Source organism: Arthrobacter sp. 01T419, assembly GCF_056398865.1.
This window is the reverse complement of sequence record NZ_JBFTQF010000003.1, coordinates 157,950-184,302: the sequence shown is the minus strand read 5'-3', so window position 1 is coordinate 184,302 and position 26,353 is coordinate 157,950. Positions and strand designations below refer to the sequence as shown.

Genomic DNA, 26,353 nt, shown 5'->3' with positions numbered 1-26,353 from the left:
GGCGAAAGTCTCGGCGGAAAAGTCCGGCCGGCTCGCCCCGTGGCGAACCGGCCACCTGGCGACCCGCCACCTGACGAACCGCCACCTGACGAACCGGCTCCGTGAATCCTCGCCTAGCGTCCGGCTGTGATCCCGGCGAGGAGCTGTTCAAAAGGCAGGGACTCCATCGCCTCCACCTTCCGGTGAGGCTGCTTGCCACTCAGGAGCTGGGTCAGCTCGCCTGCCGCCCGGTCCACGCGGACCGACAGCGGCGAGGCACCGTCGTCGGTGTTTCCCCAATCCTGGGGGCCGGCGAAAACGGACGTCTGGGTCATCCTGGTGCGCAGATAGGTGAACAGCGGACGCATGGCGTAGTCGAGAACCATCTGGTGCCGATCGGTACCGCCCGTGGCACCGAGGAGAACAGCCTTGCCGTCGAGGGACTTCGGGTCCAGGACGTCAATGAAGGACTTGAACAGCCCACTGTAGGAGGCGCTGAAGACGGGCGTGACGGCGATGATGCCATCGGAATCCTCGACGCCGGCGATCACCTCTGCGAGGCGCGGGGCTGCATAGCCGGTCACGAAGTTGTTGGCGATATCCACGGCCAGGTCCCTGAGTTCGATAACGTCCACCCGTGCCTCGTACCCGGCGTCGCCCAGCTGGCGTTTCGCCGACGCGGCGAGCTGGTCTGCAAGGAGCCTGCTCGACGACGGTACGCCGAGCCCGGCGGAAAGGACGGTTATGCGGCGGGTTTCCATGGCGATCTCCTGTTGCTCGGCGGTTCGATGGCTTCAAACCAGAGTACATGCGTTTGCATCTATACTCCCAAACTGCGGTCTCGCGCCTTTTATTCCCCGCTACAGCCGCACGGTTCCCTGGATGCAGGTCACGGTGTTCCCGCCGACCCAGACATCGCCGTCCTGCTGCTTGACGTGAATGCGCCCTGCCCGGCCCAGGACGGTGCCCTGTGCCGCGACATACTGCTCCGGCGCCCGCCCGCTCCCCATCAGCCACTGGGCGGCCCCGGCATTGAAACTGCCTGTCACGGGATCCTCCACCATGGCGTCCCCCGGAATGAACGTCCGGACTTCGAAGTCGACGCCGGCGCCCGGTTCATGGGGACCGATCACACCAACCTTCAGATCCCCCAATGCCGCAAGGTCCGGCTCAAGCCCAAGGACCTGCTCGCCCGATTCGAGTAGCACACCGATCCATTGCGGACCATTGACCAGCCACGAGGCATCCAAGAGCGCGGTTCGGGGCAGCCGAAGTCCAGCGGCTAACTGTTCCAAGGTTGCCTCGTCCACGGGACCGAAACGGGTCAGCGGTGGCGCCGCAAAGGCGAGGCGGCCGCCGTCGTGCTTTACCTTGACCAAACCTGCGCCGCACTCCTGCACCAGGACCCCGGCTTGTTTCGGCACTCCGCCGGCCTCAAGCCACGCGCGCGCCGAGCCGAGCGTCGGATGCCCGGCGAAGGGGAATTCCTCGCTGCCGGTGAAAATCCGGACGCGGTAGTCGGCCGCGGGATCGCGCGGCGGGAGCAGGAAGGTGGTCTCCGACAGATTGGTCCAGTTGGCGAAGTGCTGCATCTGTTCCGCAGTGAGCCCTTCGGCGTCGACGACGACGGCGAGCGGATTGCCACGGTAGGGCATGTCGGTGAAGACGTCCACCTGGGAGAAGGGCCTGGTGCGCATGGGTTCGAGGTTCACCGCTGCAGGTTATCAAGTCCACCTAGCGCGAACAGGCAGCTAATGCCCTCAATGTGGCCCGCAGAGGGCATCTGCTGCCAGTTCGCGCCCCCGAAACCCCGCGCAACGCAAAAGACCCCCGCCTCCGGAAACCGGGGACGGGGGTCCTTCGAGCTACGTCAGAGCTTACTTTCCTGCAACGACCTCAAGGTCGATCACAGCAGAAACGTCCTCGTGCAGGCGGACGTTGGCTTGGTACGAACCAAGGGACTTGATGTGGTTCGGCAGTTCAACGTTGCGCTTGTCGATGGAGCCAAGGCCAGCGGCCTCAACTGCAGCAGCGACATCGGCCGGCTTGACGGTGCCGAAGAGACGACCGGACTCGCCGGCCTTCACTACGAGCTTGACCTTCTTGGAAGAAAGCGCAGAAGCCTGGGCCTGTGCAGCTTCAACCGAAGCGTGGGCACGAGCAGCGCGGGCAGCCTTGATGGACTCAACCTGCTTCTCGCCACCCTTGGTCCAGGTCAGAGCGAAGCCGCGGGGCAGCAGGAAGTTACGTGCGTAACCGTCCTTGACCTCGACAACATCGCCAGCAGCACCGAGACCGGTTACTTCGTGGGTCAGAATGAGCTTTGCCATGTTAGTTAATCCCTTCCTTAGCCGCGGCCAGCGCCGGAGTAAGGCAGCAGAGCAACTTCGCGGGCGTTCTTGATTGCCTGGGCGATTTTGCGCTGTTCCTGCACCGTGACGCCAGTGACGCGACGGGCGCGGATCTTTCCGCGGTCGGAGATGAACTTGCGCAGCAATGCTACGTCCTTGTAGTCGATGACAGTGATGTCAGCGGCCTTCAAGGGGTTGGACTTTGGTTTGGGCTTACGGAGTTCAGCCTTAGCCATCGTGGAGCTCCTTTTCTGTGGAGCCCGTGGAATGGATCCACGGGATGGTGGTGCTCGACGGCGGTTTCCGCCCGCGTGCCTCGCGGCACTTCGGCGGGGTCCGGCGTCGAACTTTTATGAATGTTTAGAAGGGAGGTTCGGAATCCGGGCCGTTGCCCCATCCGCCCGCGTTGCTGACGCCCGGGGTAGCCCAAGGGTCTTCCTGCGGTGCGGACTGGCCGCCGCCCCATGTTCCACCGGAGTTGCCGCCTTGGTTTGCACCAGCGCCGCCTCCGAAGCCACCGCTGTTGTTGCCGCCACCGAAGCCACCCTGGCCACCCTGAGCGCCGGAGCGCTGGGTGCGGTTGACCTTGGCGTTGGCGTAACGCAGGCTCGGGCCGATTTCATCGACTTCGAGCTCGATAACGGTGCGCTTCTCGCCTTCCTTGGTTTCGTAGGAACGGCTCTTCAGGCGTCCGGAAACGATCACGCGCATGCCCTTGGTCAGGGATTCGGCGACGTTTTCAGCTGCTTCGCGCCATACCGATGCGCGGAGGAACAGGGTTTCCCCGTCCTTCCACTCATTGGACTGGCGGTCGAAGGTCCGGGGAGTAGAAGCGATGGTGAAGTTCGCTACCGCCGAGCCTGACGGTGTGAACCGCAGTTCGGGGTCATTGGTGAGATTACCGATGACCGTAATAGTGGTTTCGCCTGCCATCTACTGCCTCCTTGTTCGTTCCTGCGGGGTAAAGAATGAAAGCCGGGAGCTGAAATTACTCAGCAACGACCTTCTGCTCTTCGGGGCGGGTGATCTTGGTACGCATGATCGTCTCGTTGAGACTCAGCTGGCGGTCAAGTTCCTTGGCGGTTTCCGGCTTGGCGGTGAAGTTCACCACGGCGTAGATACCTTCGGACTTCTTCTTGATGTCGTAAGCGAGGCGACGGCGGCCCCAGATGTCAACCTTTTCGATGGTTCCACCATCGGTGGTGATGACATTGAGGAACTTCTGAAGCGACGGCTCTACGGTACGCTCTTCGACCTCGGGGTCGATGATTACCATCAATTCGTAAGGACGCATATGTGAACCCACCTCCTTTGGGCTAAGCGGTTACGGCATTTCCGTAACAGGAGGTTCATTTGCGATGAACAGTGCGCACGACCAGTTCCAGAAGCGGAAGCAGGGCGCAGCACAGACTTCAATATCTTAGTCCATTTCCCGTGTCTAAGCCTATTCGGCGTGTCGGCGGGGTGGAACGGGCGGCCTCGCGTATGTGGATAACTTGCGTATGTGGATAACCCAGGCGGGTCAGCGTCGGCCAGGATCGGCAAGGCTCAGGCAGACTGAATCCATGACCATCCTCAAATCCACCGCCCTCTTTGTCCTCGCGGCCTTGGCCGAGATCGGCGGGGCCTGGCTCGTGTGGCAATCGATCAGGGAGTCGAAGCCCTGGTGGTGGGCAGGCCTTGGGATCGTGGCCTTGGGCATCTACGGTTTCGTCGCGGCGTTCCAACCGGATGCGCATTTCGGACGCGTCCTTGCCGCTTATGGCGGTGTATTCATCGCCGGATCCTTGGCCTGGGGGATGCTCCTCGACGGCTTCCGGCCGGACCGCTGGGACATTGTCGGAGCCGTGATTTGCCTTCTGGGCGTGGCGATTATTATGTTCGCGCCGCGTCCGGGAAATTGAAGCCACGCCCACCGGCACCCGTGGCATGATCTGACTATGAATGCTGCCGCAGCAAAGAACCGAGGTCCTCAGTCGACCCGGGCCAGGCGTTCCCAATTGCGATTTTTGCTGATGATCGTCACCGGCATCGGCGCCGGGGTGGCCACCGGAATATGGGGGCAGTGGATCTACGCGCCGGCCGTAGGTTGGGCAGTGGCTGCCGGGGTCTACAACGTCTTTGTCTGGACAGTCATCACCCCCATGAAAGCCGATCAAACGGCCAACCATGCCAAAGAAGAGGATCCGCGCCGAGCCACTACCGACCTGCTCATCTTGTGTGCCGCCGTCGGATCCCTCGCCGCCTTCGTGCTGGTGATGTTCGGAGCCAAGGATGCGCACGGCGTCGACAAATTCTTGCTCGCGCTACTGGCCCTCGCCGGCGCAGTATTCTCCTGGCTCCTGGTACACACCCTCTTCACCTTGCGCTATGCCGAGGTGTACTACACCGCCGAGCCGCCCCGTGGAATCGAATTCAACCAGAAAGAACCGCCCCAGTACGCGGATTTCGCCTACATGGCGTTCAGCCTCGGAATGACCTACCAGGTCTCGGACACAAATATCACCACCAGGGAAATGCGATCTGCCGCATTGAGGCACAGCCTGCTCGCCTATGTTTTCGGCGTCGGTATCCTGGCCACCACCATCAACCTCGTGGTGAGCCTCGCATCCTGACCCGGACCGCCTGAACCCAGTCCGCCTGACCCAGGTCGCGGTAAGGCTAGATCGCCGTCCGGAAGAACAACTCCGCCACGGTAGCCAAGTGACGTGGATCCTCAACGCCGCACAGTTCGCGTGCCGAGTGCATGGACAAGAGGGGCACGCCGACGTCGACCGTCCGGATTCCCAGGCGGGTGGCAGTCAAAGGACCGATAGTGGAGCCGCACGGGACATCGTTGTTGGAGACGAACTCCTGGTACGGGACGCCCGCTTCGCCGCAGAGCCGAGCCCAGAACGCAGCACCGGTGGCGTCGGTGGCGTAGCGCTGGTTGGCGTTGATTTTGAGGAGCGGGCCGCCGTTGAGGATGGGCCGGTTAGCGGGATCGTGCCGCTCAGGATAGTTGGGGTGGACCGCGTGGCCGGCATCCGCGGAAACACAGAACGACGCCGAAAGCGCCCGGCGCCGTTCACTCACCGTGGCGCCGAGGCCATCGGAGATCCGCGTCAGGATGTCCTCAAGGATCGGTCCGCAGGCCCCGGAGCGGGAGGCAGAGCCGATTTCTTCGTGGTCAAAGGCGGCCAGGACCGCGATGGGGCCACCGGCGGGTGCAGCCGTGGCTGCGTGTGCGATGAGCGCTGCAAGTCCGGCGTGGGTGGACGAGAGGTTGTCCAGCCGTCCCGAAGCGAAGAATTCGCCGTGTGCTCCGAACACCTCCGGCGCCTGCGTGTCCGCGACGACGATGTCGTATCCGCCGATCTCGGCAGGATCCACGGAAGCTCCGGCCACGGAGTCTGCCAGGATCGCCAAGACGTCCGCAGAAGCGGGATCGCCGAGCCCAAACACCGGGTTCATGTGGTTCTGCTTGTCGAGCGTGAGGCCATCATTGACGGCCCGGTCCAAATGGATGGCCAACTGCGGAAAGCGCAGGAGCGGTCCCGTTGCCGTGAGGTGCTGGGTGCCGTCCAGCATGACAAGCCGCCCGGCGAGCCGGAGTTCGCGGTCCAGCCAGGAGTTCAGTAAGGGACCGCCGTAGACTTCGACGCCGGCCTGGAGCCAGCCGAACTTGCCTGCGGTGGGCTTCGGCTTGAGCTTGAACGACGGAGAGTCCGTGTGGGCGCCGAGGATGTTGAATCCCGTGGTGGGAGCTGCGCCTTCCGGGTTCACCCACGCGATGAGGGCACCATCGCGGATCACATAGAAGCGGCCCGCGCCGCCTTCCCATGGCTGAAGTTCATCAAGTGCCGTGAAACCAGCCTCGTCGAGCCTGCGCGCGGCCTCGTGGACGGCGTGGAAGCTCGACGGCGATGCGCTCACATATGCGCCGAGGTCATGGATGTGTTCAGCAGCGGAGTTCGAAGGCATGGCTTCGAGTCTAGCCCCGGCGGCGGACAGTATTTAGAAGCCACCACGGGTCGGGCGTTAACAGAAATGGCCTGCCAGCTCCGCTCACTGTGAAACGCGTCAATGGGGCCAGGGGAAGCAGGCGAAGGGCCGGGCGCGATGCCCGGCCCTCGCGGTGTTGGGTGTGGGCGATACCTACTTGAAGAGGGGGATGATGCCGAGCTGCTGGAGGACCTTCACGCCGTCATCGAGTCCGACCTCCTCGACGATGAGGCCGTCAACGACCTTCAGTACGGTCGTGCCGGTGAACCTCATGCTCTTGCCGGACGCGGCAGGTACGGAGCCGATGGGCAAGTCATCGAACGCGACGGGTCCGGTGTGGATGCCGCCGCCCTCCCATTGGCCAACCACGTAGTCGCCTTCGGCGATGAGGTCGGCGGTGCCCCAGAAGTTGAGGTCTGGAAACGCGGTACGGAAGCGGGTCGCGAAGTCGCGAACCTCGTCCCGGCCAGTCATGGGTTTGTGCAGCGAGTAGTGGAAGCGGATGTCGGGGGCGGCGAGCTCGTCAATGACGGCGGGGTTGAAGTCACTGCCCCAGAACTCGGTAAACCAGCGTCCGACGATAGCCTTGTTCTCTTCAACCGACATGGTGTTCTCCTTGTCTCGTGTGAGGAATCGGCGAGCAAAGGTGACCGCCGATATCTAGAAGACGTTCGCGGTGGACGATCCGTGAGATGAAAACGGCCAGGTCCTTGCGTCGGTGGCGATACGGCCGTCGGTGTCAAGGTGCCTGAACCGTCCCGGGTTTGATGCCGCCATCTTTTGTGAGCGCCTCGCGATGAGTAGAAAACTCACTTGAGTTTTTTGAGTAAGAGACTGCGATCCCTCGGGTGCTTATGTTTGGGTCCCCAGGTAGAAGTCCAGTCTTTGTGTGAGTTTCGTGTCCGCGAATGGACACAGAGGAAATTCGCGAATCATGGCACGCAGACACACCGCCGAGCAGGTCATCGCCAAGGTCCGGCAGGGCCAGGAAGGTCGGCGACCTGTTGTCTGCGTGTTGGACAGGGCGGACAATACCGGGAGGAGGATAAATACCATGGCTGACATACTCGACGACGACCAACGGGCCGCGGACTTCGTCCTTGTCCCCGATGTTGTCGGGGAACGTTTCCTCAAAGCTCGGGAGATAGCACAGGCCGCTGGCCTGACCCTGGCGAATCCAGACCCGGACGGCCCACCAATCAGCGAACTCGCGTGGCGCCGCAACACGACCATTCAGAGCCAGTTTCCAGCGCCCGGGATTGTTTTGTACCGCTACGATTCCCTCCGGGTTTGGCTCCGCTCGGACCTTGGGCCCGATATGGCCCGCAAGCTCGACAGCCCTCCGCCCTCGGTGGACTCGGCTCACGCGTCTCCGGAAAACCCGCCTCAAACAATCGCGCTCACAGGGGAAGACCAGGCGGACGAAACCGCCTAGGGAAAGAAGCAGCCAGTCATGGCGAGGACTTCCGGCCCGCGCTTTCGGAGACCCATTCGTTCAAAAAGCCACTCGGCAAGTTACCGAGAGCCTTCGCGAACCGACGGGAGTCCACGTGCGACGCGAGGGCCAGGTCAGCCGCCAAAACGGAGGATGACCACCAGGCCGATCAGCGCGACCACGCCGGCCAGAAGCATCGCGGCCTTGGGATTGCCGAAGTTGAGTGCCCATCCCAGGCCGAACCGGCGCGGAACCATCAGCGCGTGGTCTTCGCGGTTGATGTAGAAAAGTCCGCCTCGCCAGTATTTGTCATCTTCCCGATGGGTCAGGCCTGTGTCCTCCTCGCCCTCGTCCCGCTCGCGGTTGTTCCTGGCCAAGACAACGACGGCCACCGCGACGGCGGCCAGGATCGGTAGCACGACCACCAGCTGCGCCCATGACGTGACCGTCCCAGTCCACATCAGCAGCGATGACCCGAGCATCCCCAGGTCGATCATCGCGACCAGTCCGAGCAGCGCCTTGGCGCCTAGTAACATGTACCGGCGGTGCCAGCGTGCGGAGCCTACCGGGTGCGCAGGGTCGATATCGGGCCGGCTGCGGAAGAAGATGGCCGCCGCGATACCCACGAGCAGGGCGGTCACACCGATCTGCACGAACACCAGTGAGAAAGCGGTGCCAAGCGATTTGGCGACCAATCGGTTAGGCACGCCCTTCGCGCCGTAATGCACCGCGAGCACCTCAGGCATCGACGGGTAGCTGATCACGCCTATCACCACCGTAGCGAGTGTGATGATCACTGCCGGGGCCAGCCAGAGCCAAGGGAACCGCGGCGGATCGGTCCGCAATTCGGTGTCCACCGCGATGCCTTGGTGCACGCCCTTGTACCAGCCCCCGGCGGCCTTGGCGGCGCGGATTTCGTGGTTGGCAAGGAAGAAGCATCCGTACCAGAAGCCGACGAGCACCAGCACCGACAACGGCAGCAGCAACGTTTCGCCGGTTATGCCGTAGATGAGAACGCAGACCCCGACAACAACGATTCCACTGACGAGTATCCGCAATCGGTAGATGCGGGTCTGCGTGACCACCGCCGGGTCCTCGGCATGCTCGGCCGGCACGCGAACCCCGAAAGGCACGGTCGGGCTGTTGATGGATGGCAGCACCAAGGCGATTGCGAGCACGAGTGCTGACAACGCGGAGCTCAGGACGATGGCGACGGTCATGGCGTGTCCTCTGGCGGCGTGGTTCCGAATGAATCGAGCACGGACCGGCAAGTTTTAAGAACTTCGTCGGCCGGTAGTCCCCGTGCGACGGCCTCGGCCAGCAGGGTCCGTGCCCTCGCGGTCCATTCCGTAGGGAACGGCGGGTCCGCGACCGTCGAGGTCACCACCGCGCCGGTCTTGCGGTTGAGCTGAATTAAGCCTTGCTGGCGTAAGAGGTCATAGGCCTTGTTCACGGTGTGGAAGTTGATCCCGAAGTCCGCAGCGAGCGTCCTGGTGGCCGGCAACGAGCTGCCCTTGGTCAGCACGCCATCGGCGATCGCCTCTACGATCTGGTCCCGTAGCTGCTGGTAGATCGGGATCTCGCTGGCCAGGTCGACGTTGAGGATCACCTCTCCCACCTCCTACCTTTGTTCTATAAGTTATAGAACAAATATCAATCGGAAGCAACGTTCGGTCCACAAGCCGGAGTGCCTAATAGTCCGGGTTGCTCGGGATCACGAGTCCTGTTTCGTAGGCGTAGACCACCACTTGGACCCGGTCCCGCAGGTGCAGCTTGGTGAGGATCCGCCGGACGTGGGTCTTGACCGTGGCCTCTGACAGGAAGAACTTGTGGGCGATTTCCGCGTTGGATAGCCCGCCGGCGATCGCCTCCAGCATTTCTGTTTCGCGGGGCGTGAGTTCTTCGAGCAGCGGATCCCGGGGGTGGGCTGCGGCCTGGCCCGGCACTCGGCCTCCACGGACGTAGGTTTCCAGGAGCCGCTGGGTGACCCTCGGCGCCACCACGGCGTCTCCGCTGGCTACGAGTCGGACTCCCTGGACCAACTCGGCGGGCGCCACATCCTTGAGCAGGAAGGCGGAAGCACCTGCCTGCAGTCCGGAGAACGCATATTCATCCAGGTCGAAAGTGGTCAGGATGATGATCCTCGCGTTCGATGCCGAGGCCGTGATTCGCCGTGTGGCTTCGATTCCATCCATGGCGGGCATCCGGACGTCCATGAGGACAACGTCTGGCTCCAGTTCCTCGACCTTTCTCACAGCTTCGGCACCGTCCGAGGCTTCGCCGACCACCTCGAGGTCCTCTTCGCCTTCCAGAATGAGCCGAAATCCCATGCGCAGCAGGGGCTGATCGTCCACCAGCAGAACCTTGATGGGAGCGTTGTCAGTCATGATTTCCCCTTGTCTCCATTCCAATTCAGCTCCGCACGGACCCTCCACCCGCCGTTCATGCCAGGACCGGCATCCACGGTGCCCGCATAAATTCCCGCACGTTCACGCATCCCCGCGATGCCTTGGCCCGTTCCCAAGGCAACCTCTTCGGTTCCCGAGTCCCGGGAGCCCCGGCCGTCGTCGAGCACTTCGATGGTGACCGAGTCACCGTTCCGCACAATCTGCACATCCACTTGGCTCAAGGAACGCCCATACCTGAGCACGTTGGTGAGGGATTCCTGCACGATCCGGTAGACGGTGAGCTGGAATGCCGGGTCTTCGGGAAGGGCAGGGCCTGTGTGCGAATAGTGCAACGGCAGCCCGGCTGTCCGGAATCCATCGAGAAGCTTGCTCAGGTTGTGGCCGCTGACCAGGGGCGCCAAAGGCGCCGGGCCGCCGGAATCCTCCCGCAGCACACCGAGGACACGCCGCATGTCTGCCAACGCCGTCCTGCCGGTGCGCGAGAGCTCACCGAGCACCTCACCTGCGCGCTCCGGATTCTTCTTGACCACGACGGCGGCGCCGTCCGAGAGACTGATCATGACAGTCAGGGAGTGGGCCACGACGTCGTGCATCTCGCGGGCGATCCGGTTGCGTTCCGTGACCGAGCCCAAGCGGGCCGTGCGCGCCGCCCAGGCCCTGATTTCGTTCTCGTGCTCACGCCGCTGCCGCACCGAAATACCGATTCCGGTCGCAATGAGGTTGGACAACAAAATGCTAACCGCCGCGGTGATGTTGCTGATGAGATGGAAGTTCTCCGGAATCGCCTCTGCGTTGGATGGCGTGACCGGGCTGATCCACATGAACAGGTACACCAAGGTCAGCGGCAGGCTCGCCGCGCCAAACACCGCCAACGTAAAGGTCCGGGTCCTCGCCACGGCCACCGCGTAGAGCGCGAACCACAGCCCTGCTGAGACGTTCGAACCCCAGGGGTTCAGCAACGTCACGGCCACTTCGAGGACCGCCACAGCCGCGGTGACGATGAGGGGGTAGCGGCGCCTCAGGAACAAGATGGCCGCAATGGCAACCAGCAGGGCAGCGGCGAACCACTTCCCTTCCACGATAGAGCCAATGAAAGTGGGCAGTGCCAACAGCGAATAGCAAAGCACCACCACGGTGTCCATGACGCGCGGGTGTTCGAAAAGGTAGCGGCGGATCCTGCCACGGCGGCGCAGGGTGATTTCGGCAAAGGACGCATCGGCCACGTGGGCCGACGCGTCCTGTGCTGGCAACTCTTCACTCATGGCATGAGCCTAGTGTGGCCTTGTCTTGAGTGACTGTTCCTGGATTGAGGATCAGACGGTTGCGGATCAGACGTCGCGCTTCTTGAGAGCTATGAGGGCGGGAACCATGAACAGGATGACGTATCCGAGGAAGACGAGTCCGCCCGCCCACGGGTCCAGGATGCCGTCCGCGTGGCCGATCGACAAGAACCGGCCTCCCGCTTCGCTGGGCAGGTACTGGGGAACGTACTTCCAAAAATCGCCCGGCGCGAAGGTGAGGAACTGGCCAGCGAACGGAAGCACGAACATGATGCCCACCAGGACGGTGATGCCACCGGCCGGGTTCTTGAGCAGTGTTCCGAGCGAAAGCCCGATCAAGGCAACACCGGAGACGTAAAGCCCTCCAGTGAGGACGCTGTAGAGGACCCCATCCGTGCTCCAGCCAAGGTCAACGCCGAAGTTGGTGAACATGGGAGACGCCAACAGGAAGGTCACAATGCCGGCCACGATCGACAGGACGTAGGAGACAACAATCAAGACGACGGCCTTGGCCCCGAAAGTGGAGAGCCGGCCCGGTGCTGCGTTCATGGTTGAGCGGATCATGCCCGTGGCGTACTCGGACGCAATGAACAGTACGGCCAGCGATCCCATGATCAGGATGCCGATGTTCAGGCCGGCATTCGGAAGGTTGTAGAGATCGAAACCCTGGCCCGGAGGGAACGACTCAATGGCTTGCTTCGCGGTCATCGTGTGGCCCTGGCGGCCAACCGTGACCATCTGGTTGACGACGTTCCAGCGGACCAGGGCGGACAGGACGCCGACGCCGACAATCGCAACGAAAGTCAGGACCAGCAGAAGCTTGGTGCTCATGAGGGTCCGGAACTTGATGGATTCGGAGTTCAGCACCCGGAGGAAATTGACGCCGCTAGTGCCGGCCGACGGGGCAGCATGCTTCTTGCTGATGGTTGTGGTGCTCATGACTGGATCCCTTCCATGGTGGCAGCGGATGTGGCGCCGATGCCGGCCGGGCTGCCGTCCAGCGGCCCGCCTGGTCCCGCCGGCCCGCCCGTGATGTGCGAGTGGTATTCCACCTCGTCCTTGGTCAGCTGGAAGTAGGCCTCTTCCAGCGAGGACGTGAGCGGGGTGAGCTCGTAAACCAGTACCCGGTTGTCCAGGGCGAGCTGTGCGATACGGAGCGGTTCCACCCCGTACACTTCCAAGGTCTCGCGCTCGTTCTGCTCGACCCGGACGCCGTCGCGGGCCAGCAACTCGGACAGGCGCGTTGTCTCGGAGGTACGGACCAAGGTGCGCTTGCGGGATTGGCTCTCGATCAGCGCATCCACCGAGGTATCGGCGATGATCTTGCCGCGCCCGATCACGATCAGGTGATCGGCGGTCTGGGCCATCTCGGACATAAGGTGGCTGGAAATAAAGATCGTTTTGCCCTGGCTTGCCAGGTAGCGCGCGAGGTTCCTGACCCACTGGACGCCCTCGGGGTCAAGTCCGTTCACAGGCTCGTCGAGGATGAGCGTCTGGGGATCGCCGAGGAGCGCATTGGCGATGCCAAGCCGCTGGCCCATGCCGAGGGAGAATCCGCCCGCCTTCTTCTTGGCCACTGCGGTGAGGCCGGTCATTTCGATGACTTCCTCAACGCGTGAGTTCGGAATCCCGTGCGTCGCAGCCATGGCCCGCAGGTGGTTGTAGGCGCTGCGGCTCGTGTGGACCGCCTTGGCGTCAAGCAAGGCTCCCACTTGGTGCAAGGGCGCCTTGTGCTGGGAGTAGTGCCGACCGTTGACGATGACATCGCCCGACGTCGGACGGTCGAGCCCCATGATCATGCGCATGGTGGTGGACTTGCCGGCGCCGTTCGGGCCTAGGAAGCCCGTGACTTTCCCGGGCTGTACGGTAAAGCTGATTCCGTCGACGGCTGTTTTTGCGCCGTAGACCTTCCTCAAGCCTGTTGCCTCAATCATGGAAGCGTTCCCTCCGCTGCTGCAGCTATGTGTTGACTGTAAGTACAACGCTAGCCACCTGCACAACGGAATTCGCCGGTCTCAGGGATGATTCAGGGTCCGGCCAGGGTAGTCCCTATGGATGATGCCGGCCGGATCCGGGAAAGCGTCCGGCTCCTTGAGAGCGCTAGGAAAGCGGGGAATAAACCCGTAGCGCGCGACGCCTGACCGTGAACTTTGCGGTCCGCACACCAGGCAACGGCTCGCCGTCGACCGCTAGCACCAGCGGTTCTCCGACCGCTTCGATGCTGATCTCTGCTGCCTCACTGAGATGCGTCACTCTGGAGGCGGCCACGGTTCCCGTGATGACTGCCCACAGCAGGCGCAGCCGCGCAAAGGGCTCGTCGGCCGTGACCATGCGGATGTCCAGCACGCCATCGTCCAGCACCGGCCGCGACAACGGCGCCAAATCCCGTGGGTAATAGCGTCCGCGGCCTAGGTAAAGGATCCACAACTTGTGGTGCACCCCGTTGATCATGAGAGTGGTGGGGGTTGCCGCTCCGAACGTGCGCAGTCCGGCAACAAGCCCCGCAAGCGGCTTCCCCAGGGCAGGCTGCAGCCGCTCGCGGCGCCGCACCAAATTGGGATACACGCCAATGCTGGCCGTATTGAGCATGATGAGCTCGGTGATCTCATCCTTGCCGTCGACGCCGCGGCCCGCAGTCACGTGTCCCAGATCCGTCCACGCTGCGGCTCCGGTCTTGGCGGCCTCGAGGGCACCTTCCAGTGAGCGGGCGTCGACGTCGCGTGCAAAATGGTTGAGAGTGCCGCCAGGCAGCACCAACAGGGGCAAGGAATGCTCGACGGCGACGTCCGCGGCAGCTCCGACCGTTCCGTCGCCACCCCACACGCCCAAGGCCTTCGTCCCGGGCCTCTCTGCGGCAGCCAGGACTTCGGCCGCTATGTCCTCGCCTTCGGTGATCAGGCGAATGTACGCCTTCGGGAATATATTCTGAAGCTGAGTCTCGGTGTCTGGCGAATAGGAACCGCCGAGGGCGTTGACCGCGATGCTGAGCCCTTCGCCGTTGTCGATTGCTGGTGCCTCGGCCGGAGAACGCTCCGCGTCCGGGACGGGCGGACGGCTAGGCCACCATTTTCGCGTCAGGAGGGCCGCTCCAGCGCCAATCGTCGAGCCAAGCAGCACGTCGGAGGGCCAATGGGCACCTGTATGCACCCGGGAATACGCCACACCCGCCGCAACCGGCGCCAGCGCTGCCCCCAGGCGCGGATGCACCAGCGCAACGCCAAGGGTGAACGCGACCGCCGACGCCGAATGGCCTGAAGGCATGGAGGAGCTGGTGGGCTGCGGGTTCACAAAGCGGAAAGCTGGAAGGTGCTCGGGCAGTGGCCGCGTCCGCGGCAGAAGCGTCTTGAAACCGAGATTGGTGACAGCCGACGCGACACCAAGAGCCAGGAGGCCGTGGATTGCCGCATTGCGAGGCCTGCCGGGAACAGCCCCGAGAACGCCGGCCACGGCGAACCACAGCTTGCCCTTGGTGGCGGCCTCCGAGAGGTTTTTCAGAATGGCGTCCTGCCGGCCTTCCGGCAAGCGCGACACAGCGCGGACCATCGCCCGGTCCAGACGCGCTATGCTCCTTGTGCCCCAAAGGCCCCTTCGCACCATGCTTCGCATCTCACCAGACTAACGGCGGGCTGGATAGGATGTGGGAATGGTGAGGGTCCTTCTACCCCGCAGGCTCGATCAGGCACGCACAACGGTCATCGCCACCGTGCTGCTCGCCGTCGCCGTGGTACTTGGCGGCATGCTGCTGGGGGAGGACCGAAACCCGCCCTTCCAAGGCCTGGACGACTCGTGGTTTGGGTTCATGGCGACCCTCCACGCACCGTTCTGGAACGCTGTGAACCTCGTTCTCAACTGGGCCGGGTACACGGGCATGCTGATCTTCCACACCCTGTTGGCCTTGGCATTGTTGATCCGCAGAAGACCCCGCCTAGCGGCTTTCTCGGCGGTGGCAGGACTCACGGTGATGCTTCTGACCCAGCTGCTCAAATGGCTCCTTCACAGGCCGCGGCCAATCGATGCGATTGTCGCGACGGACACCTACTCATACCCTTCGGGGCATGTATCTGCCACCACCGCGTTCGTGCTGGTGATGGCCCTCTTGGTCGGTCGCGGCTGGGCCTGGTTCCTCGCGATCGGCGGGATCCTCGTCATGATGATCAGCCGGGGCTATTTGGCCGCCCATTGGCTCACCGATGTGGTGGGTGGCGCTTGCCTGGCGTCCGCCGTCGTACTTCTACTCTGGCTTGGATCGCAGAACATATGCATTCAGGAGAATGCAGATGCGCGACGTGCGCTAGCCTGGAAATCGAGGGTCGCGCGCCGCAAGCGGCACGCTAAGCAACACGTCACATAAGGTAAACCCTCAGGTAGCACTCGGCATGCTCCAAGCGAGCGGCCATAGTGTTCGGGCATGCTCTCAAAACCTCAACTCATCAACAGCGGCATCGGGGTGGCCGTAGTCGGCATTGCCGCCGGTGCCTTCTTCGTGCTGAACGGCGTGCCGCAAACAGCCTCCGACACCACAGCCCGTACCGTCGCAGTCAGCGCGGCGGACCTCACGGCCGTGTCCACGGCAAGCGGTAACGTCTCACCCGCGAGCACCACCGTCATCAACGCGCAGAACTGCACCGGGCCAATCGCCACAGTTTCCGCGGTGACGGGCCAGCAGGTCACGGCAGGCCAGGTGCTGGTCACCATTGATCCGACCAACACCCAAAACGCCCTGGCCGTTGCCCAAGCCCAATTGGATTCGGCCGCGGCGCAGGCAAACCAACAGCAGGCCTCGGCCAGTAACCAGGTCGCTTCGGCGAACCAAAACCTGGCCAACGCGCAACAGACGGCCAATCTGGACGCGAGCCAGCAGGCCAGCGCCGTAGCCGCGGCGCAGACGGCCGTGAACAATGACACGGCGACTGTCGCTTCAGCACAGGCCGCTGCCAGCTCCCAGCCCTCCAGCCAGCCCGCCCAGACCGCGCTCAACGCTGCCCAGGCCCAGCTGGCGAAGGACAACCAGGCGCTGACCCAGGCAGCCAACCAGCAAGCCAGCTCGGCCCTCAAGGACAAAGAGCAGCTTGCCTCGGCCCAGACAGCCCTCAATTCAGCTCAAAGCGCCGGCGCCACGTCCAACACCACGTCTGCGCAGATCGCCGTCGACACTGCAACCAAGAACCTGGCATCTTGCTCCCTCGCCGCCCCGGTTTCAGGCACGGTCACCGCCGTCAACGCGGTAGTCGGCGGCAACGCCGGCAGCAGTTCCGGCTCATCCGGTTCCGGATCCTCCGGAGCATCTGGCAGTTCGGGCTCCTCTGGCAGCGCTTCCACGAGCTCCGCCAGCACATCGTCCTCAGGACTCATCACGATCAGCGACACGGCGCATCTGCAGGTCATCGCCAACTTCGCCGAATCGGACGTTACCGCCATGAAGACCGGCGACTCCGCAACTTTCACCTTCCCGGCACTCAAGACCGACCCCTCCGCGGCTCCCGTGACCGGGACCATCACCGCGATCGCGCAGAACGCCACCACCACCAACAACGTGGTCAGCTACCCCGTCACGATCTCCATCAAGAATCCTCCGGCTGCCCTCCGGCTCGGCCAGAGCGCAAACATTTCCGTGACGACGGCGACTGCCAAGAACGCGTTGACCGTGCCTTCGCTGGCAATCACCACCACGGGAACCCGGCAAACGGTCAACGTCGTCAAAAACGGAACCTCGGCCCCGGTGACCATCACCACCGGGATTACCGACAACGGACGCACCCAGGTCCTCACCGGGCTGAGCGCAGGCGACCAGATTGAACTCCCGGCCATCTCCTCCACCTTGGACACCGGCACCACTACCGGACGGACCGGGGCGGGCGGCTTCGGCGGTACGGGTGGGTTTGTTGGGGGCACCGGAGGCGCCGGCGGCACCGGTGCTACGCGCGGAAATGGCGGGTAAGGAGCCGTGAACGACGCTGTCATCCGACTGGACTCCGTGAGCAAGATCTACGGCAAGGGGGAGGCCGAGGTCCGGGCATTGGACTCGGTCAGCATTTCCATTGATCGCGGCGACTTCGTGGCCATCATTGGCGCCTCGGGCTCAGGAAAGTCCACCATGATGAACATCATCGGCTGCCTCGACGGCGCCACCTCGGGTACTTATCACCTGGACGGCATCGACACCGGGACCCTGGACGAATACCAGCTGGCGCAGATCCGCAACCGCAAAATCGGCTTCGTCTTCCAGAACTTCAACCTGATACCGCGCACCCGGGCCGTGGACAACGTCTCCATGCCCCTCGCGTACGCAAAAGTGCACCGGAAGGAGCGGCGTGAGCGCGCCTTGAGGGTGCTCGATTCCGTGGGCTTGGCGGAACGCGCAGACCACAAGCCTTCCCAGCTCTCGGGAGGTCAGCAACAGCGCGTTGCCATCGCCCGTGCCCTGGTCACCAACCCGGTGCTGCTGCTGGCCGACGAACCAACCGGTGCCTTGGACACCAAGTCCTCGCACGAAATCCTGGATCTCTTCGAGTCCCTGCACGCCAACGGGAGGACCATCGTGATGATCACTCACGAGGCCGACGTAGCGGCTCGGGCCAACCGCGTAGTGCGGTTCCAGGACGGCCACATCATTGAGGACCACCGAGTCCGCGGTGTCCATGGACACCCCCTGGCGACGGCGGTCCCACTATGATGATCGCCGAATCCGTGCGCTTTGCCCTGACCGGGGTGATGGCGAACAAGATGCGCTCCATACTCACCACCCTGGGCATCCTGATCGGCATCGCATCCGTCATCATCTTGCTCGCAGTAGGCGCCGGAACGTCCAATGCCATCAAGGCCCAGATCGGCAAGCTGGGAACCAACGTGCTCACCGTGAGCCGCCAGACGACGGCGGGCGGGCGCGCCGCGGGCGGCGGACAGGCCGTCACCGGTCCGCGCTCCCGCGGTACCAACCTGACGCTCCAGGACATGGCCGCACTGACTGATCCCGTCATGGCCCCAGACGTCGCCGCGACAGCACCCGTAGTCACCGCCCAGAACGTCACGGGAACCTATAAGGACGCAACCCACGCGGTGGCAACGTTCGTGGGGACCACGCCGTCGTACTTTGCCATTTCGAACGACACCCTGGCGGCGGGCTCCTACTTCAGCGATGGCGACGCGAGCAGCGGCACCGCCGTGGCGGTGATCGGCAACACCGTGGCCCAAGATCTGGTGGGCAACTCAGTGGCTTCAGCAGTTGGGCAGACGATCGCCCTCAACGGCCAGAACTTCGTGGTCTCAGGAGTGTTGGCTCAAAAGGGCTCGTCGGGCCTCAACGATCCGGACGACATTGTGGTGATCCCCTACAGCGCCGCCCAGGACAAATTCACAGGGTACTCGCCCTCGCTCGCTTCCATCAGCGTCCAGGCGAAGTCAGCGGACGTGATGAACCAGGCCCAGAACGAGGTTCAGATGATCCTCGATGCCAGGCACAACGTCACCTCCGCCAACCGTGACTACCAAGTGCGGAACCAAGCGCAGATCCTGACGACGGCCACGACGACCACGGCCACGCTGACCATCCTCTTGGGCGCCGTGGCCGGTATTTCGCTCCTCGTTGGCGGGATCGGCGTCATGAACATCATGCTGGTCACTGTCACCGAACGCACACGCGAAATCGGCATCCGCAAGGCGATCGGAGCCTCGCGGGGGAGCATCGTGAGCCAGTTCCTGATCGAATCGCTCATCATTTCGCTGATCGGCGGAGTGCTGGGCATTGCCGCGGGCTACATCGGGAGCGCCTTCCCCCTGTTGGGAACCCAGCCGGAAGTCCAGTGGTGGACCGTGTGGCTGTCGTTCCTGGTTTCCGCGGCGATCGGCCTGATCTTCGGCATCTATCCGGCCAACAAGGCCGCGAAACTTCGGCCGATCGACGCCCTTCGGTACGAATAGCCCCGACCATTTCCACCCCCAGCAACTAGACGAAGAAACAGCCAAACAGGAGATCCACAAATGTCCTATTCAGCGCCGGAGCCCGGTCCCTTGAACCAGCCGGAGCCCCAACAGCCCTACTCCCAGGAGCCCTACGCCGGACAACCGACCGCGGTCCTGCAAGCCACCGGGCAGGAACCCACAGGACAGCCTTGGGGCCAAGCACCGGAACCGTTCGTCCCCAAGAAGCGCTTCCAGATGGGACGCCTGACGCAGATCCTCCTCGCCGTGTTGCTGGTCGCCGTGGGCTTCTTCGGTGGCGTCGGCGTCACCAAGCTCATGGACGCCGGACAGGCCCGTCCCGGCCGAGGCCAGTTCCAGAACTTCAACGGTGGCCAAGGAGGTCAAGGGGGTCAAGGCCGGAACCGGCAAAGCGGCGCTCCCACCAACGGGGCATCGCCGAGCGCTATTCCTTCGGCGCCCGCTACCTCGGCACCGTAACCACCCACTGATCCCCAACTGACTCGCAGTTGTTGTCGTTTTGACGCCTCATAACGACAACAACTGCGAGTCAGTTGCTTCTCGCCAAAGGTTTCGCGGCACCGGCCAGCCACAGGGCAATCAAGATCGGCGCCCCGATAGCAAGCAAGGCCATGTGGATGCCGGTATGGTCGCCCAGGTATCCCAAGAGGGGCGGGCCGGCAAGAAACGCTACGTAGCCAATGGTCGAGACCACCGAGACGCGTGCGGCTGCGTGCTTGGGGTCATCGGCAGCGGCGGACATACCCATAGGGAAGGCCAGCGCAGCGCCCACACCCCAAAGAGCCGCCCCCACTCCGGCCAGGATGAGGTTGTCCGCGAAAACGAACAGCGCCAGGCCCGCCGCAGCGGCGGCCATGCTGGCCCGCAGCACCGCGACGCGTCCGAACTTGTCGATCGCGCGTCCGCCAAGGAAACGCATCAGGGTCATCGCGGCGACGAAGAGGGCAAACAGGAGGGCGCCCGTCGATTCCGTGGCATCCAGGCCATCTACCGCGGCCTTGGCGATCCAATCGTTGCCCGCGCCTTCCGTGAGGGTCGCACCGAGTACCACCACACCGATCAACAGGGTACGGGAGTCCCGCCACGGAGAGCGGCCCTTGATTGGTGGCGCGCCGCCGTCGGACGCCACAAGCGGGGCTTCGTGGGGCATGAAGTAGCGGGGCGCCGTCAAGGTCAGAAGGACCACGACGCCGGCAATCACCAGCAAGTGCTCCGGAAGTCCGACCCCCATTTGGGAAAGCCAAGCACCAATCAACGCACCCACAAAGGCGCCCCCACTAAAGGCGGCGTGGAACTGCGGCATGATGGTGCGCCCGAGCCGGTGTTCGACGTCGGCCCCTTCGATGTTCTGCGAAACATCCCATAGTCCGACCCCCACGCCGAAGAAGAACAGGGCCACCGCAGTTGCGGCGACGGATCCGGCCATCAGGGAGAAGGCAATAGCGGCTCCGGCAGAGGCGGCCAGCAGCCCGGCGGCGCGCACGGTGTTGGCCGTACCGATCCGGCCGACCACCCATCCGGCGGATGGCAGCGCCACGAGGGACCCGACGGCGGTGCACAGCAACAGCGTGCCCATCTGTCCGGACGTGAGGTGCAGGGTCTGGGTGACGGCGGGGATGCGGGCCGCCCAGCTGGCAAAGACCAGCCCGTTCATGCCGAAGACCAGGAAAGTGGCGATTGCCGCGGCTTTGACGTTGGGGGTGGTTCTGGTGCTGGTGGTCATACGGTCACAACTTCCACGGAGAGATTTTCACGTCGGTTTCGGTGCCTGGAATGCGCTATCGGGCGGTCCGAGCAGGGTGGTGATGCGGGGTGGTGATGCGGACAACCGCCTCTATGGTGGTGGCCCGGTCATGCGGCTCGGTGTCGAGTGCGGCGTGGATGAAAAGTCCTTCAATCAGTGCGTCCAACATCCTGCAGGTGTCCGGGTCGAAATGCAGCCCGAGGGCACGCCTGCTCCGCGCCATCCAGTCCCGGGTAATTTGGCGGAACACCGGCTTCCTCGCAGCGAGTGTGTAGAGCTCGTGCGTCAGAACCAGGTCCCGCTGTGAGTCCAGCAAGTCGATGTGGATCAAGTCCACCACGGCCAGCCGCGCGCCGTCGACGTCTATCGCTTGTTCCAACTGCTGATCAAAGCGATCCGCGATCGAATTCCCGAAGCGCCTGAAAGCCTCCGTGAGGAGTTCATCCATGCTGGCGAAGTGATAGGTCATGGACCCCAGGGGCACTCCGGCATGCTCGGCGATCTTGCGATGCGAGGCTCCGGCAACACCCTGGGCGGCGATGACATCCAACGCGGCGTCGATGATCCGGTCCCGGCGGTCCGGATCGAAGCGGCGGGAGGCCACGGTTTCAGATCTCCCGTATGACGCGGGCCGGGTTGCCGACTGCGAGCGAGTTGGCGGGAATGTCCTTCGTCACCACTGCACCCGCTCCGATCACGGAGTTATCGCCGATGCTCACGCCGGGAAGGACGATCGCTCCGCCCCCGAGCCACACATTGTCTCCAATGGTGATCGGCTGCGCAGCCTCTAGTCGGTCGCGGCGCGGCTGCGGCTCCACGGGGTGGGTCGGCGTCAAGAGCTGCACGTTGGGCCCGATCTGGCAGTCTTCGCCGATGGTGATCGGTGCGACGTCCAGGGCGGTCAGGTTGTAGTTGATGAAGGTGCGGGCTCCAACCGTGATGTAGGTGCCGTAGTCAACAAAGATCGGTGGTTTGATGTGGGCGTCTTCGCCGAGGCCGCCCAGGAGCTCCACGAGGATGGGACGTGCGGCATCCTGGTCTTCTACGTAGGCCGCCGCGTACTTGGTCTGCAGCAAGACTGCCCGCTGTGATTCACGCGCGCTCTCGGGATCGTCGGAGATATAGAGGTCTCCAGCAAGCATCCGTTCCCGGTTGGTGCGCGGGTCATCAGCGAAATAATCGGCCATGCGTACGATCGTACACATCGTGGAGTCAAAGGGGAAGCCACCTGCCGACGCTCGCTCAGTTATATGGCCAACAATCCCAACGCTCGCTCACCTATGAGGCCTCTGGCTCTTGTCGATCCGTCGATTGCGGGGTTGATCGCGCATGCGGTTCTCGGCCACGTCGCATCCTCTCGTTGACCCTTTCTTGCGCTCTACTATCCTGATTGCAGACGCAACCACATTCGAAGGAGAAACGATGACTGTCCGCGCCGACCTGAACATCTCGCTCGACGGGTACGCCACCACCACCGATCAAACCCCCGAGCATCCGTTCGGCCACGACTGGGGCCGGCTCGTCGGTGCCTACACTGCGACCCGCACATTCCGCGAGCGAGTGCTTCACGACGAGAGCGGCGACGGCACGACCGGCGTCGACGACCGTTACGCACAGGCCTACTTCGCCGAGGTCGGCGCCGAAATCATGGGCGCCGGGATGTTTGGACTCCACAACTTCCCAGACGACCCCAACTGGCGCGGCTGGTGGGGTGACGAGCCACCATTCCGGGTGCCCGTATTCGTACTCACGCACTCAGAGCGATCGCCGATCGAGATGGCAGGCGGCACAACATTCGAGTTCCTCTCCGCCACACCTCTCGAGGCGCTCGCACGGGCACGGGATGCGGCCGGTAGCAAGGATGTGCGGATCGGCGGTGGCGCAACGATAGTTCGCGATTTTCTCAAAGCGGGACTCATTGACCAACTCCACGTCGCAATCACCCCAATCCTGTTGGGCAGGGGCATCCGCCTCTGGGACGACCTCCGGGAACTCGAGTCCGACTACACCGTCAGTTCCGAGGTCGCGGAGAGCGGCATCATTCACGTCACTTTCCAAAGATCACGAGCTTAGAGCCTTGTAACCGATCTGTGTCGTACCTCGCGGGATGACTCCCGGGGACCGGTTCAACTGCAGGAGCGTTCCAGAAAAACAGCCCAAAGGTGAGCGAGGATCGGCAAAAAGCGCGACATAGGTGAGCGAGCGTCAGAGTCGGCGGTCGGGGAACCAACCGGACGTCAGCGCGCCCGCTCTACCCGGGACTCGTCCCAGACGGGCTCGGCGGATTCGTAGACCTTGCCGTCGGACCCGAAGACGAGGAAACGGTCGAAGGACTTTGCGAACCAGCGGTCGTGCGTGACGGCCAGGACAGTGCCTTCGAACGCGTCGATGGCGCGTTCCAAAGCTTCGCCCGAGTGCAGGTCCAAGTTGTCCGTAGGTTCGTCCAGGAGCAGGAGCGTGGCGCCGGATAGCTGGAGCAACAGGATCTGGAAGCGCGCCTGCTGCCCGCCGGAAAGCGACTCGTACTTCTGCTCGGCCGAGCCCACCAGTCCGTAGGAGTCGAGCGCACCGGAAGCAGCCTCGCGGCCCAGCCCGGAACGGTGTTCGTCACCCCGGTGCAGGATGTCCAGGAGCGTCCGGCCCAGGAGGTCCGGACGCGAATGGGTCTGCGCGAAGAATCCGGGACGGATCCTGGCACCCAGCTTGACGGTGCCTTCGTGTGGAACTTCGGCGATCTCTACGTCCGAAACGGGCAAATGCTCGCGCTCCGGATCGGTGCCGCCGGCAGCGAGCAGCCGCAGGAAGTGGCTCTTTCCCGAACCGTTGGAGCCCAGCACGCCCACGCGGTCCCCGAACCAGATCTCGGTGGAGAACGGCTTCATCAAGCCCGTGAGTTCAAGCTTTTCAGCCACGACGGCGCGTTTGGCCGTCCGGCCACCCTTGAGCCGCATGTGCACGTTCTGCTCCAGCGGCAAGGCCTCGGGCGGACCGGCTTCCAGGAACTTGGCGAGGCGCGTCTGGGCCGCCTGGTACTTGTTGGCCATGTCCGAGCGGAATGCAGCCTTTGTCTTGTACATGATGACGAGTTCCTTGAGTTTCAGGTGCTCCTCGTCCCAGCGCTTGCGAAGTTCCTCGAAGCGCGCGTTACGGTCGATGCGTGCATCCACGTACGTCCCGAAACCGCCGCCGTGCACCCAGGCGCCGGCACCGTTGATGCCGGGTTCAAGCGTCACGATGCGGCCCGCGGCGTTGTTGAGCAGCTCGCGGTCGTGGCTGATGAAGAAGACGGTCTTCTTGGACTCGTTGAGCTTGCTTTCGAGCCAGCGCTTGCCCGGAACGTCGAGGTAGTTATCCGGTTCGTCGAGGAGCAGCAGCTGATCCGGTCCCGAGAACAGCGCCTCAAGCACCAACCGCTTTTGCTCGCCACCCGAAAGGCTCGACGCCGGGCGGTGCTGGGCGCGGTCAAAGGGGATGCCCAGCGCGGCCATGCAGACCTCGTCCCAGACGGTCTCGACGTCGTACCCTCCGGCGTCTCCCCAGTCCACGATCGCTTGGGCGTACTGCATCTGGGTGGGCTCGTCGTCGTGCTCCATCATGGCGAGCTCGGCGTCCTCGACTGCCTTGGCGGCCGCGGCGAGGGCAGGCGGCGCGGCCGAAACGAGCAGGTCACGCACGGTGGATTCATCCCGGACCTGCCCGACGAACTGTCGCATGATGCCCATGGTTCCGGAACGGCCCACCACTCCTTCGTCAGGCGTGAGATCGCCGGCGATGATCTTGAACAGGGTGGTCTTTCCCGTTCCGTTGGGCCCGATCAGGGCCGTTTTGCTGCCGTCCGGGACCTTGAAGGTCACACCGTTGAGCAGCTGGGTGCCGTCGGAGAGGAAGTAGTCGATGCCTGAAACGTCAATATGGGCCACTGCCCAATCTTCCCACGGACCGCGGGAGACTCCTTCAGCGACCCCAACCTAGGGCGAGCCTTAGCCCGCCAGCCGATCAGGAATCACCGGGAACCCGCGATCGGCCGCCGATACGCCGCGATGCCAAGTGCTCCAAAGGCGAGCAAGGCCGCGCCGGTTCGGATGGCGTGGCCCACCTGCCAGCGGTCGCGCAAGCCCACCCAGTCCGCGGGCGGGGCCTGCACGCTCCAGCCGCCTTCTGCGAGGTTGATGGGAACGTTGACCACGAGCGTCGTCACCAATGCCACGAGCAACAGGGCAAGGGCCACAGCGGTGAGCCAGAACGTGCGTTCCCGCGACCGCACTCCCACGATGACTTGAAAACCCGTCGCGGCCAGGGCCGGCAACAACAACACCGACGCAAGAATTGGCAACCCGATGAGGGCCACCTGCTGCAACTGCGTATAGACGGAACCATCAAAGCGTCGCAGGGATACCTCAAGGACAAGGACGCATACCAGGAAACCGGCGAAAAGGCCTGCAAAGAGCAGGCTCGCGAAGCGGCTGATGGTTTGGAGCATGGCGCCGATCATGACGGGTCCCCTTCGAAAGTCCGATCCGGCGCGGACTTCTTGCTGCTTGCTTCCCGGGCGATCATCCGGATCAAGCTGGGCTTCTGATCGAACGTCGCGACCGCCGCGACCTTGCGCACATACTCACGGGAAGAGAGCTGGCGGAGCATCGAGTCCGCCAGGTCCACTCGGGACGTAAAAGTTCCATTGAGGTAGTCCACAGCCATCCGATAGTCCGTCACCGATTCGGTCTCGAAGAGTCCCGAGGGGCGCATGATGGTCCACTCCAGTCCGCTCGCCGCGACGGCGGCTTCCATGCGCCGCATGTCCTCGTACAGCGTCCGGCCCAGCAGATTAGTGATGAGGGGTTGGAGCACTTTGCTGAAGAAGATGCCTCCATGCGGGCCGGCCGCCGGGTCCGTTGCGCTGGAACTGACGCACACCAGGCGGCGCACGCCGTGCCGGGTCATCGCCCGCATGATGTTGCCGGTTCCTTCCGAGTAGACCCTGATCGGCTGCCGGCCGTAAGGCACACCCAGGGTGGAGAGGACAGCATCCTGCCCTGCAACCACCCTCTCAACCTCTTCGGAGTTGTACACATCGGCGCCCACCACGGTCAGGCCGGGTGCATCAAGCGGGAATTCGCCCGGGTTGCGAGTGACGGCCGTCACGGCATGGCCTGCGTCAAGAGCCTGCCTGGTCAGGATTCTGCCGGTGGGACCATTCGCCCCGAATATCGCGATCTTCATGTCGGTATCGCCTT

Annotated in this window: 30 protein-coding genes; 9 read left to right on the top strand and 21 right to left on the bottom strand. The window is 63.5% G+C overall.

Features of this window, described 5'->3' with window-relative positions; translation table 11 throughout:
- Positions 1-113: 113 nt before the first annotated feature.
- From AC1DLO_RS06845 to rpsF, 6 genes are all read right to left on the bottom strand, one after another.
- Entirely contained in the window at positions 114-740 is a 627-nt protein-coding gene (locus AC1DLO_RS06845; RefSeq protein WP_476888918.1) for an FMN reductase, read from the bottom strand.
- A 99-nt stretch (positions 741-839) separates the two neighbouring features.
- A complete protein-coding gene (locus tag AC1DLO_RS06840; protein WP_476889077.1) occupies positions 840-1,676 on the bottom strand; it encodes a PhzF family phenazine biosynthesis protein in 837 nt (278 codons plus the stop codon).
- A gap of 180 nt (positions 1,677-1,856) precedes the next feature.
- A complete protein-coding gene (rplI, locus tag AC1DLO_RS06835; protein WP_059388834.1) occupies positions 1,857-2,309 on the bottom strand; it encodes a 50S ribosomal protein L9 in 453 nt (150 codons plus the stop codon).
- Between the two features lie 17 nt (positions 2,310-2,326).
- Positions 2,327-2,566 (bottom strand): 30S ribosomal protein S18, encoded by a 240-nt coding sequence (gene rpsR, locus AC1DLO_RS06830; RefSeq protein WP_003800144.1) that lies wholly within the window; start codon positions 2,564-2,566, stop codon positions 2,327-2,329.
- 124 nt (positions 2,567-2,690) lie between these two features.
- Positions 2,691-3,263: a single-stranded DNA-binding protein gene (locus tag AC1DLO_RS06825; protein WP_184739924.1), complete on the bottom strand. Its 573-nt coding sequence runs from the start codon at positions 3,261-3,263 to the stop codon at positions 2,691-2,693.
- 55 nt (positions 3,264-3,318) lie between these two features.
- Positions 3,319-3,624 (bottom strand): 30S ribosomal protein S6, encoded by a 306-nt coding sequence (rpsF, locus tag AC1DLO_RS06820; RefSeq protein ID WP_028267876.1) that lies wholly within the window; start codon positions 3,622-3,624, stop codon positions 3,319-3,321.
- A gap of 271 nt (positions 3,625-3,895) precedes the next feature.
- On the opposite strand from rpsF, the gene AC1DLO_RS06815 reads away from it, so the two are divergent.
- On the top strand, positions 3,896-4,234 hold the full coding sequence (locus AC1DLO_RS06815) for a YnfA family protein (RefSeq protein ID WP_476888917.1): 339 nt from the start codon (positions 3,896-3,898) through the stop codon (positions 4,232-4,234).
- Positions 4,235-4,330: 96 nt separating this feature from the next.
- Positions 4,331-4,945, top strand: a complete 615-nt coding sequence (locus AC1DLO_RS06810; protein ID WP_476888916.1) for a DUF1345 domain-containing protein — start codon at positions 4,331-4,333, stop codon at positions 4,943-4,945.
- A gap of 46 nt (positions 4,946-4,991) precedes the next feature.
- Here the strand turns inward: AC1DLO_RS06810 and AC1DLO_RS06805 are convergent, their stop codons facing one another.
- Positions 4,992-6,293 (bottom strand): M18 family aminopeptidase, encoded by a 1,302-nt coding sequence (locus AC1DLO_RS06805; RefSeq protein WP_476888915.1) that lies wholly within the window; start codon positions 6,291-6,293, stop codon positions 4,992-4,994.
- A 174-nt stretch (positions 6,294-6,467) separates the two neighbouring features.
- Entirely contained in the window at positions 6,468-6,920 is a 453-nt protein-coding gene (locus AC1DLO_RS06800) for an ester cyclase (RefSeq protein WP_476888914.1), read from the bottom strand.
- 448 nt (positions 6,921-7,368) lie between these two features.
- Between AC1DLO_RS06800 and AC1DLO_RS06795 the strand changes: the two genes are divergently transcribed.
- The gene (locus AC1DLO_RS06795; RefSeq protein ID WP_476888913.1) at positions 7,369-7,749 is read left to right on the top strand and encodes a PASTA domain-containing protein; all 381 of its coding nucleotides are present in this window, start codon (positions 7,369-7,371) and stop codon (positions 7,747-7,749) included.
- Positions 7,750-7,883: 134 nt separating this feature from the next.
- On the opposite strand, the gene AC1DLO_RS06790 is transcribed toward AC1DLO_RS06795, so the two are convergent.
- The 7 genes from AC1DLO_RS06790 to AC1DLO_RS06760 form a co-directional block, all read right to left on the bottom strand.
- The gene (locus tag AC1DLO_RS06790) at positions 7,884-8,969 is read right to left on the bottom strand and encodes a DUF1648 domain-containing protein (protein WP_476888912.1); all 1,086 of its coding nucleotides are present in this window, start codon (positions 8,967-8,969) and stop codon (positions 7,884-7,886) included.
- The gene (locus AC1DLO_RS06785; RefSeq protein WP_476914436.1) at positions 8,966-9,358 is read right to left on the bottom strand and encodes a GntR family transcriptional regulator; all 393 of its coding nucleotides are present in this window, start codon (positions 9,356-9,358) and stop codon (positions 8,966-8,968) included. Before AC1DLO_RS06785 ends, AC1DLO_RS06790 begins: the two co-directional genes overlap by 4 nt.
- 82 nt (positions 9,359-9,440) lie before the next feature.
- Complete coding sequence (locus AC1DLO_RS06780) at positions 9,441-10,136, bottom strand: response regulator (protein ID WP_476888910.1); 696 nt, start codon at positions 10,134-10,136, stop codon at positions 9,441-9,443.
- Positions 10,133-11,419: a sensor histidine kinase gene (locus AC1DLO_RS06775; RefSeq protein ID WP_476888909.1), complete on the bottom strand. Its 1,287-nt coding sequence runs from the start codon at positions 11,417-11,419 to the stop codon at positions 10,133-10,135. Before AC1DLO_RS06775 ends, AC1DLO_RS06780 begins: the two co-directional genes overlap by 4 nt.
- Positions 11,420-11,485: 66 nt before the next feature.
- A complete protein-coding gene (locus tag AC1DLO_RS06770) occupies positions 11,486-12,376 on the bottom strand; it encodes an ABC transporter permease (protein WP_476888908.1) in 891 nt (296 codons plus the stop codon).
- On the bottom strand, positions 12,373-13,371 hold the full coding sequence (locus tag AC1DLO_RS06765) for an ABC transporter ATP-binding protein (RefSeq protein ID WP_476914435.1): 999 nt from the start codon (positions 13,369-13,371) through the stop codon (positions 12,373-12,375). The genes AC1DLO_RS06770 and AC1DLO_RS06765 overlap by 4 nt, the downstream gene beginning before the upstream one ends.
- 166 nt (positions 13,372-13,537) lie before the next feature.
- Positions 13,538-15,043 carry a phosphatase PAP2 family protein gene (locus tag AC1DLO_RS06760; RefSeq protein WP_476888906.1) on the bottom strand — a complete coding sequence of 502 codons (1,506 nt, stop codon included), beginning with the start codon at positions 15,041-15,043 and terminating at the stop codon, positions 13,538-13,540.
- A gap of 37 nt (positions 15,044-15,080) precedes the next feature.
- Here AC1DLO_RS06760 and AC1DLO_RS06755 point away from each other — a divergent pair, with 37 nt between their 5' ends.
- Genes AC1DLO_RS06755 through AC1DLO_RS06735 form a run of 5 tightly spaced genes read left to right on the top strand, consistent with a single transcriptional unit; the run spans position 15,081 to position 19,834 of the window.
- Complete coding sequence (locus tag AC1DLO_RS06755; protein WP_476888905.1) at positions 15,081-15,788, top strand: phosphatase PAP2 family protein; 708 nt, start codon at positions 15,081-15,083, stop codon at positions 15,786-15,788.
- A 57-nt stretch (positions 15,789-15,845) separates the two neighbouring features.
- Positions 15,846-17,375, top strand: coding sequence for an efflux RND transporter periplasmic adaptor subunit (locus tag AC1DLO_RS06750; protein ID WP_476888904.1), 1,530 nt, complete (start codon positions 15,846-15,848; stop codon positions 17,373-17,375).
- 6 nt (positions 17,376-17,381) lie between these two features.
- Entirely contained in the window at positions 17,382-18,110 is a 729-nt protein-coding gene (locus AC1DLO_RS06745; RefSeq protein WP_476888903.1) for an ABC transporter ATP-binding protein, read from the top strand.
- Positions 18,107-19,354: an ABC transporter permease gene (locus AC1DLO_RS06740; RefSeq protein ID WP_476888902.1), complete on the top strand. Its 1,248-nt coding sequence runs from the start codon at positions 18,107-18,109 to the stop codon at positions 19,352-19,354. Before AC1DLO_RS06745 ends, AC1DLO_RS06740 begins: the two co-directional genes overlap by 4 nt.
- 60 nt (positions 19,355-19,414) lie before the next feature.
- Complete coding sequence (locus AC1DLO_RS06735) at positions 19,415-19,834, top strand: hypothetical protein (RefSeq protein WP_476888901.1); 420 nt, start codon at positions 19,415-19,417, stop codon at positions 19,832-19,834.
- 70 nt (positions 19,835-19,904) lie between these two features.
- On the opposite strand, the gene AC1DLO_RS06730 is transcribed toward AC1DLO_RS06735, so the two are convergent.
- The 3 genes from AC1DLO_RS06730 to AC1DLO_RS06720 are packed head-to-tail and all read right to left on the bottom strand — an operon-like array spanning position 19,905 to position 22,306.
- Positions 19,905-21,098 carry an MFS transporter gene (locus tag AC1DLO_RS06730; protein WP_476888900.1) on the bottom strand — a complete coding sequence of 398 codons (1,194 nt, stop codon included), beginning with the start codon at positions 21,096-21,098 and terminating at the stop codon, positions 19,905-19,907.
- 55 nt (positions 21,099-21,153) lie between these two features.
- Positions 21,154-21,723 (bottom strand): TetR/AcrR family transcriptional regulator, encoded by a 570-nt coding sequence (locus AC1DLO_RS06725; RefSeq protein WP_476888899.1) that lies wholly within the window; start codon positions 21,721-21,723, stop codon positions 21,154-21,156.
- Between the two features lie 4 nt (positions 21,724-21,727).
- Positions 21,728-22,306: a sugar O-acetyltransferase gene (locus AC1DLO_RS06720; protein ID WP_476888898.1), complete on the bottom strand. Its 579-nt coding sequence runs from the start codon at positions 22,304-22,306 to the stop codon at positions 21,728-21,730.
- A 235-nt stretch (positions 22,307-22,541) separates the two neighbouring features.
- Here AC1DLO_RS06720 and AC1DLO_RS06715 point away from each other — a divergent pair, with 235 nt between their 5' ends.
- Complete coding sequence (locus AC1DLO_RS06715; protein ID WP_476888897.1) at positions 22,542-23,192, top strand: dihydrofolate reductase family protein; 651 nt, start codon at positions 22,542-22,544, stop codon at positions 23,190-23,192.
- 164 nt (positions 23,193-23,356) lie between these two features.
- Here the strand turns inward: AC1DLO_RS06715 and AC1DLO_RS06710 are convergent, their stop codons facing one another.
- The 3 genes from AC1DLO_RS06710 to AC1DLO_RS06700 form a co-directional block, all read right to left on the bottom strand.
- Complete coding sequence (locus AC1DLO_RS06710) at positions 23,357-25,039, bottom strand: ABC-F family ATP-binding cassette domain-containing protein (RefSeq protein WP_461838479.1); 1,683 nt, start codon at positions 25,037-25,039, stop codon at positions 23,357-23,359.
- Between the two features lie 83 nt (positions 25,040-25,122).
- The gene (locus AC1DLO_RS06705; protein ID WP_476888896.1) at positions 25,123-25,611 is read right to left on the bottom strand and encodes an anthrone oxygenase family protein; all 489 of its coding nucleotides are present in this window, start codon (positions 25,609-25,611) and stop codon (positions 25,123-25,125) included.
- Positions 25,608-26,339: an NAD(P)-dependent oxidoreductase gene (locus tag AC1DLO_RS06700; RefSeq protein ID WP_476888895.1), complete on the bottom strand. Its 732-nt coding sequence runs from the start codon at positions 26,337-26,339 to the stop codon at positions 25,608-25,610. Before AC1DLO_RS06700 ends, AC1DLO_RS06705 begins: the two co-directional genes overlap by 4 nt.
- Positions 26,340-26,353 lie beyond the last annotated feature (14 nt).

What these genes read in the sequence shown, in the direction of transcription:
- AC1DLO_RS06815 (WP_476888917.1), top strand. Translation starts at nt 3,896, where the DNA reads ATGACCATCCTCAAATCCACCGCCCTCTTTGTCCTCGCGGCCTTGGCC.
- AC1DLO_RS06740 (WP_476888902.1), top strand. Translation starts at nt 18,107, where the DNA reads ATGATGATCGCCGAATCCGTGCGCTTTGCCCTGACCGGGGTGATGGCG.
- AC1DLO_RS06765 (WP_476914435.1), bottom strand. Translation starts at nt 13,371, where the DNA reads ATGATTGAGGCAACAGGCTTGAGGAAGGTCTACGGCGCAAAAACAGCC.
- AC1DLO_RS06770 (WP_476888908.1), bottom strand. Translation starts at nt 12,376, where the DNA reads ATGAGCACCACAACCATCAGCAAGAAGCATGCTGCCCCGTCGGCCGGC.
- AC1DLO_RS06730 (WP_476888900.1), bottom strand. Translation starts at nt 21,098, where the DNA reads ATGACCACCAGCACCAGAACCACCCCCAACGTCAAAGCCGCGGCAATC.
- AC1DLO_RS06705 (WP_476888896.1), bottom strand. Translation starts at nt 25,611, where the DNA reads ATGATCGGCGCCATGCTCCAAACCATCAGCCGCTTCGCGAGCCTGCTC.
- AC1DLO_RS06800 (WP_476888914.1), bottom strand. Translation starts at nt 6,920, where the DNA reads ATGTCGGTTGAAGAGAACAAGGCTATCGTCGGACGCTGGTTTACCGAG.
- AC1DLO_RS06805 (WP_476888915.1), bottom strand. Translation starts at nt 6,293, where the DNA reads ATGCCTTCGAACTCCGCTGCTGAACACATCCATGACCTCGGCGCATAT.
- AC1DLO_RS06790 (WP_476888912.1), bottom strand. Translation starts at nt 8,969, where the DNA reads ATGACCGTCGCCATCGTCCTGAGCTCCGCGTTGTCAGCACTCGTGCTC.
- AC1DLO_RS06795 (WP_476888913.1), top strand. Translation starts at nt 7,369, where the DNA reads ATGGCTGACATACTCGACGACGACCAACGGGCCGCGGACTTCGTCCTT.
- AC1DLO_RS06845 (WP_476888918.1), bottom strand. Translation starts at nt 740, where the DNA reads ATGGAAACCCGCCGCATAACCGTCCTTTCCGCCGGGCTCGGCGTACCG.
- AC1DLO_RS06840 (WP_476889077.1), bottom strand. Translation starts at nt 1,676, where the DNA reads ATGCGCACCAGGCCCTTCTCCCAGGTGGACGTCTTCACCGACATGCCC.
- AC1DLO_RS06755 (WP_476888905.1), top strand. Translation starts at nt 15,081, where the DNA reads ATGGTGAGGGTCCTTCTACCCCGCAGGCTCGATCAGGCACGCACAACG.
- rpsR (WP_003800144.1), bottom strand. Translation starts at nt 2,566, where the DNA reads ATGGCTAAGGCTGAACTCCGTAAGCCCAAACCAAAGTCCAACCCCTTG.
- AC1DLO_RS06775 (WP_476888909.1), bottom strand. Translation starts at nt 11,419, where the DNA reads ATGAGTGAAGAGTTGCCAGCACAGGACGCGTCGGCCCACGTGGCCGAT.
- AC1DLO_RS06720 (WP_476888898.1), bottom strand. Translation starts at nt 22,306, where the DNA reads ATGGCCGATTATTTCGCTGATGACCCGCGCACCAACCGGGAACGGATG.
- rpsF (WP_028267876.1), bottom strand. Translation starts at nt 3,624, where the DNA reads ATGCGTCCTTACGAATTGATGGTAATCATCGACCCCGAGGTCGAAGAG.
- rplI (WP_059388834.1), bottom strand. Translation starts at nt 2,309, where the DNA reads ATGGCAAAGCTCATTCTGACCCACGAAGTAACCGGTCTCGGTGCTGCT.
- AC1DLO_RS06760 (WP_476888906.1), bottom strand. Translation starts at nt 15,043, where the DNA reads ATGCGAAGCATGGTGCGAAGGGGCCTTTGGGGCACAAGGAGCATAGCG.
- AC1DLO_RS06750 (WP_476888904.1), top strand. Translation starts at nt 15,846, where the DNA reads ATGCTCTCAAAACCTCAACTCATCAACAGCGGCATCGGGGTGGCCGTA.
- AC1DLO_RS06715 (WP_476888897.1), top strand. Translation starts at nt 22,542, where the DNA reads ATGACTGTCCGCGCCGACCTGAACATCTCGCTCGACGGGTACGCCACC.
- AC1DLO_RS06700 (WP_476888895.1), bottom strand. Translation starts at nt 26,339, where the DNA reads ATGAAGATCGCGATATTCGGGGCGAATGGTCCCACCGGCAGAATCCTG.
- AC1DLO_RS06780 (WP_476888910.1), bottom strand. Translation starts at nt 10,136, where the DNA reads ATGACTGACAACGCTCCCATCAAGGTTCTGCTGGTGGACGATCAGCCC.
- AC1DLO_RS06735 (WP_476888901.1), top strand. Translation starts at nt 19,415, where the DNA reads ATGTCCTATTCAGCGCCGGAGCCCGGTCCCTTGAACCAGCCGGAGCCC.
- AC1DLO_RS06825 (WP_184739924.1), bottom strand. Translation starts at nt 3,263, where the DNA reads ATGGCAGGCGAAACCACTATTACGGTCATCGGTAATCTCACCAATGAC.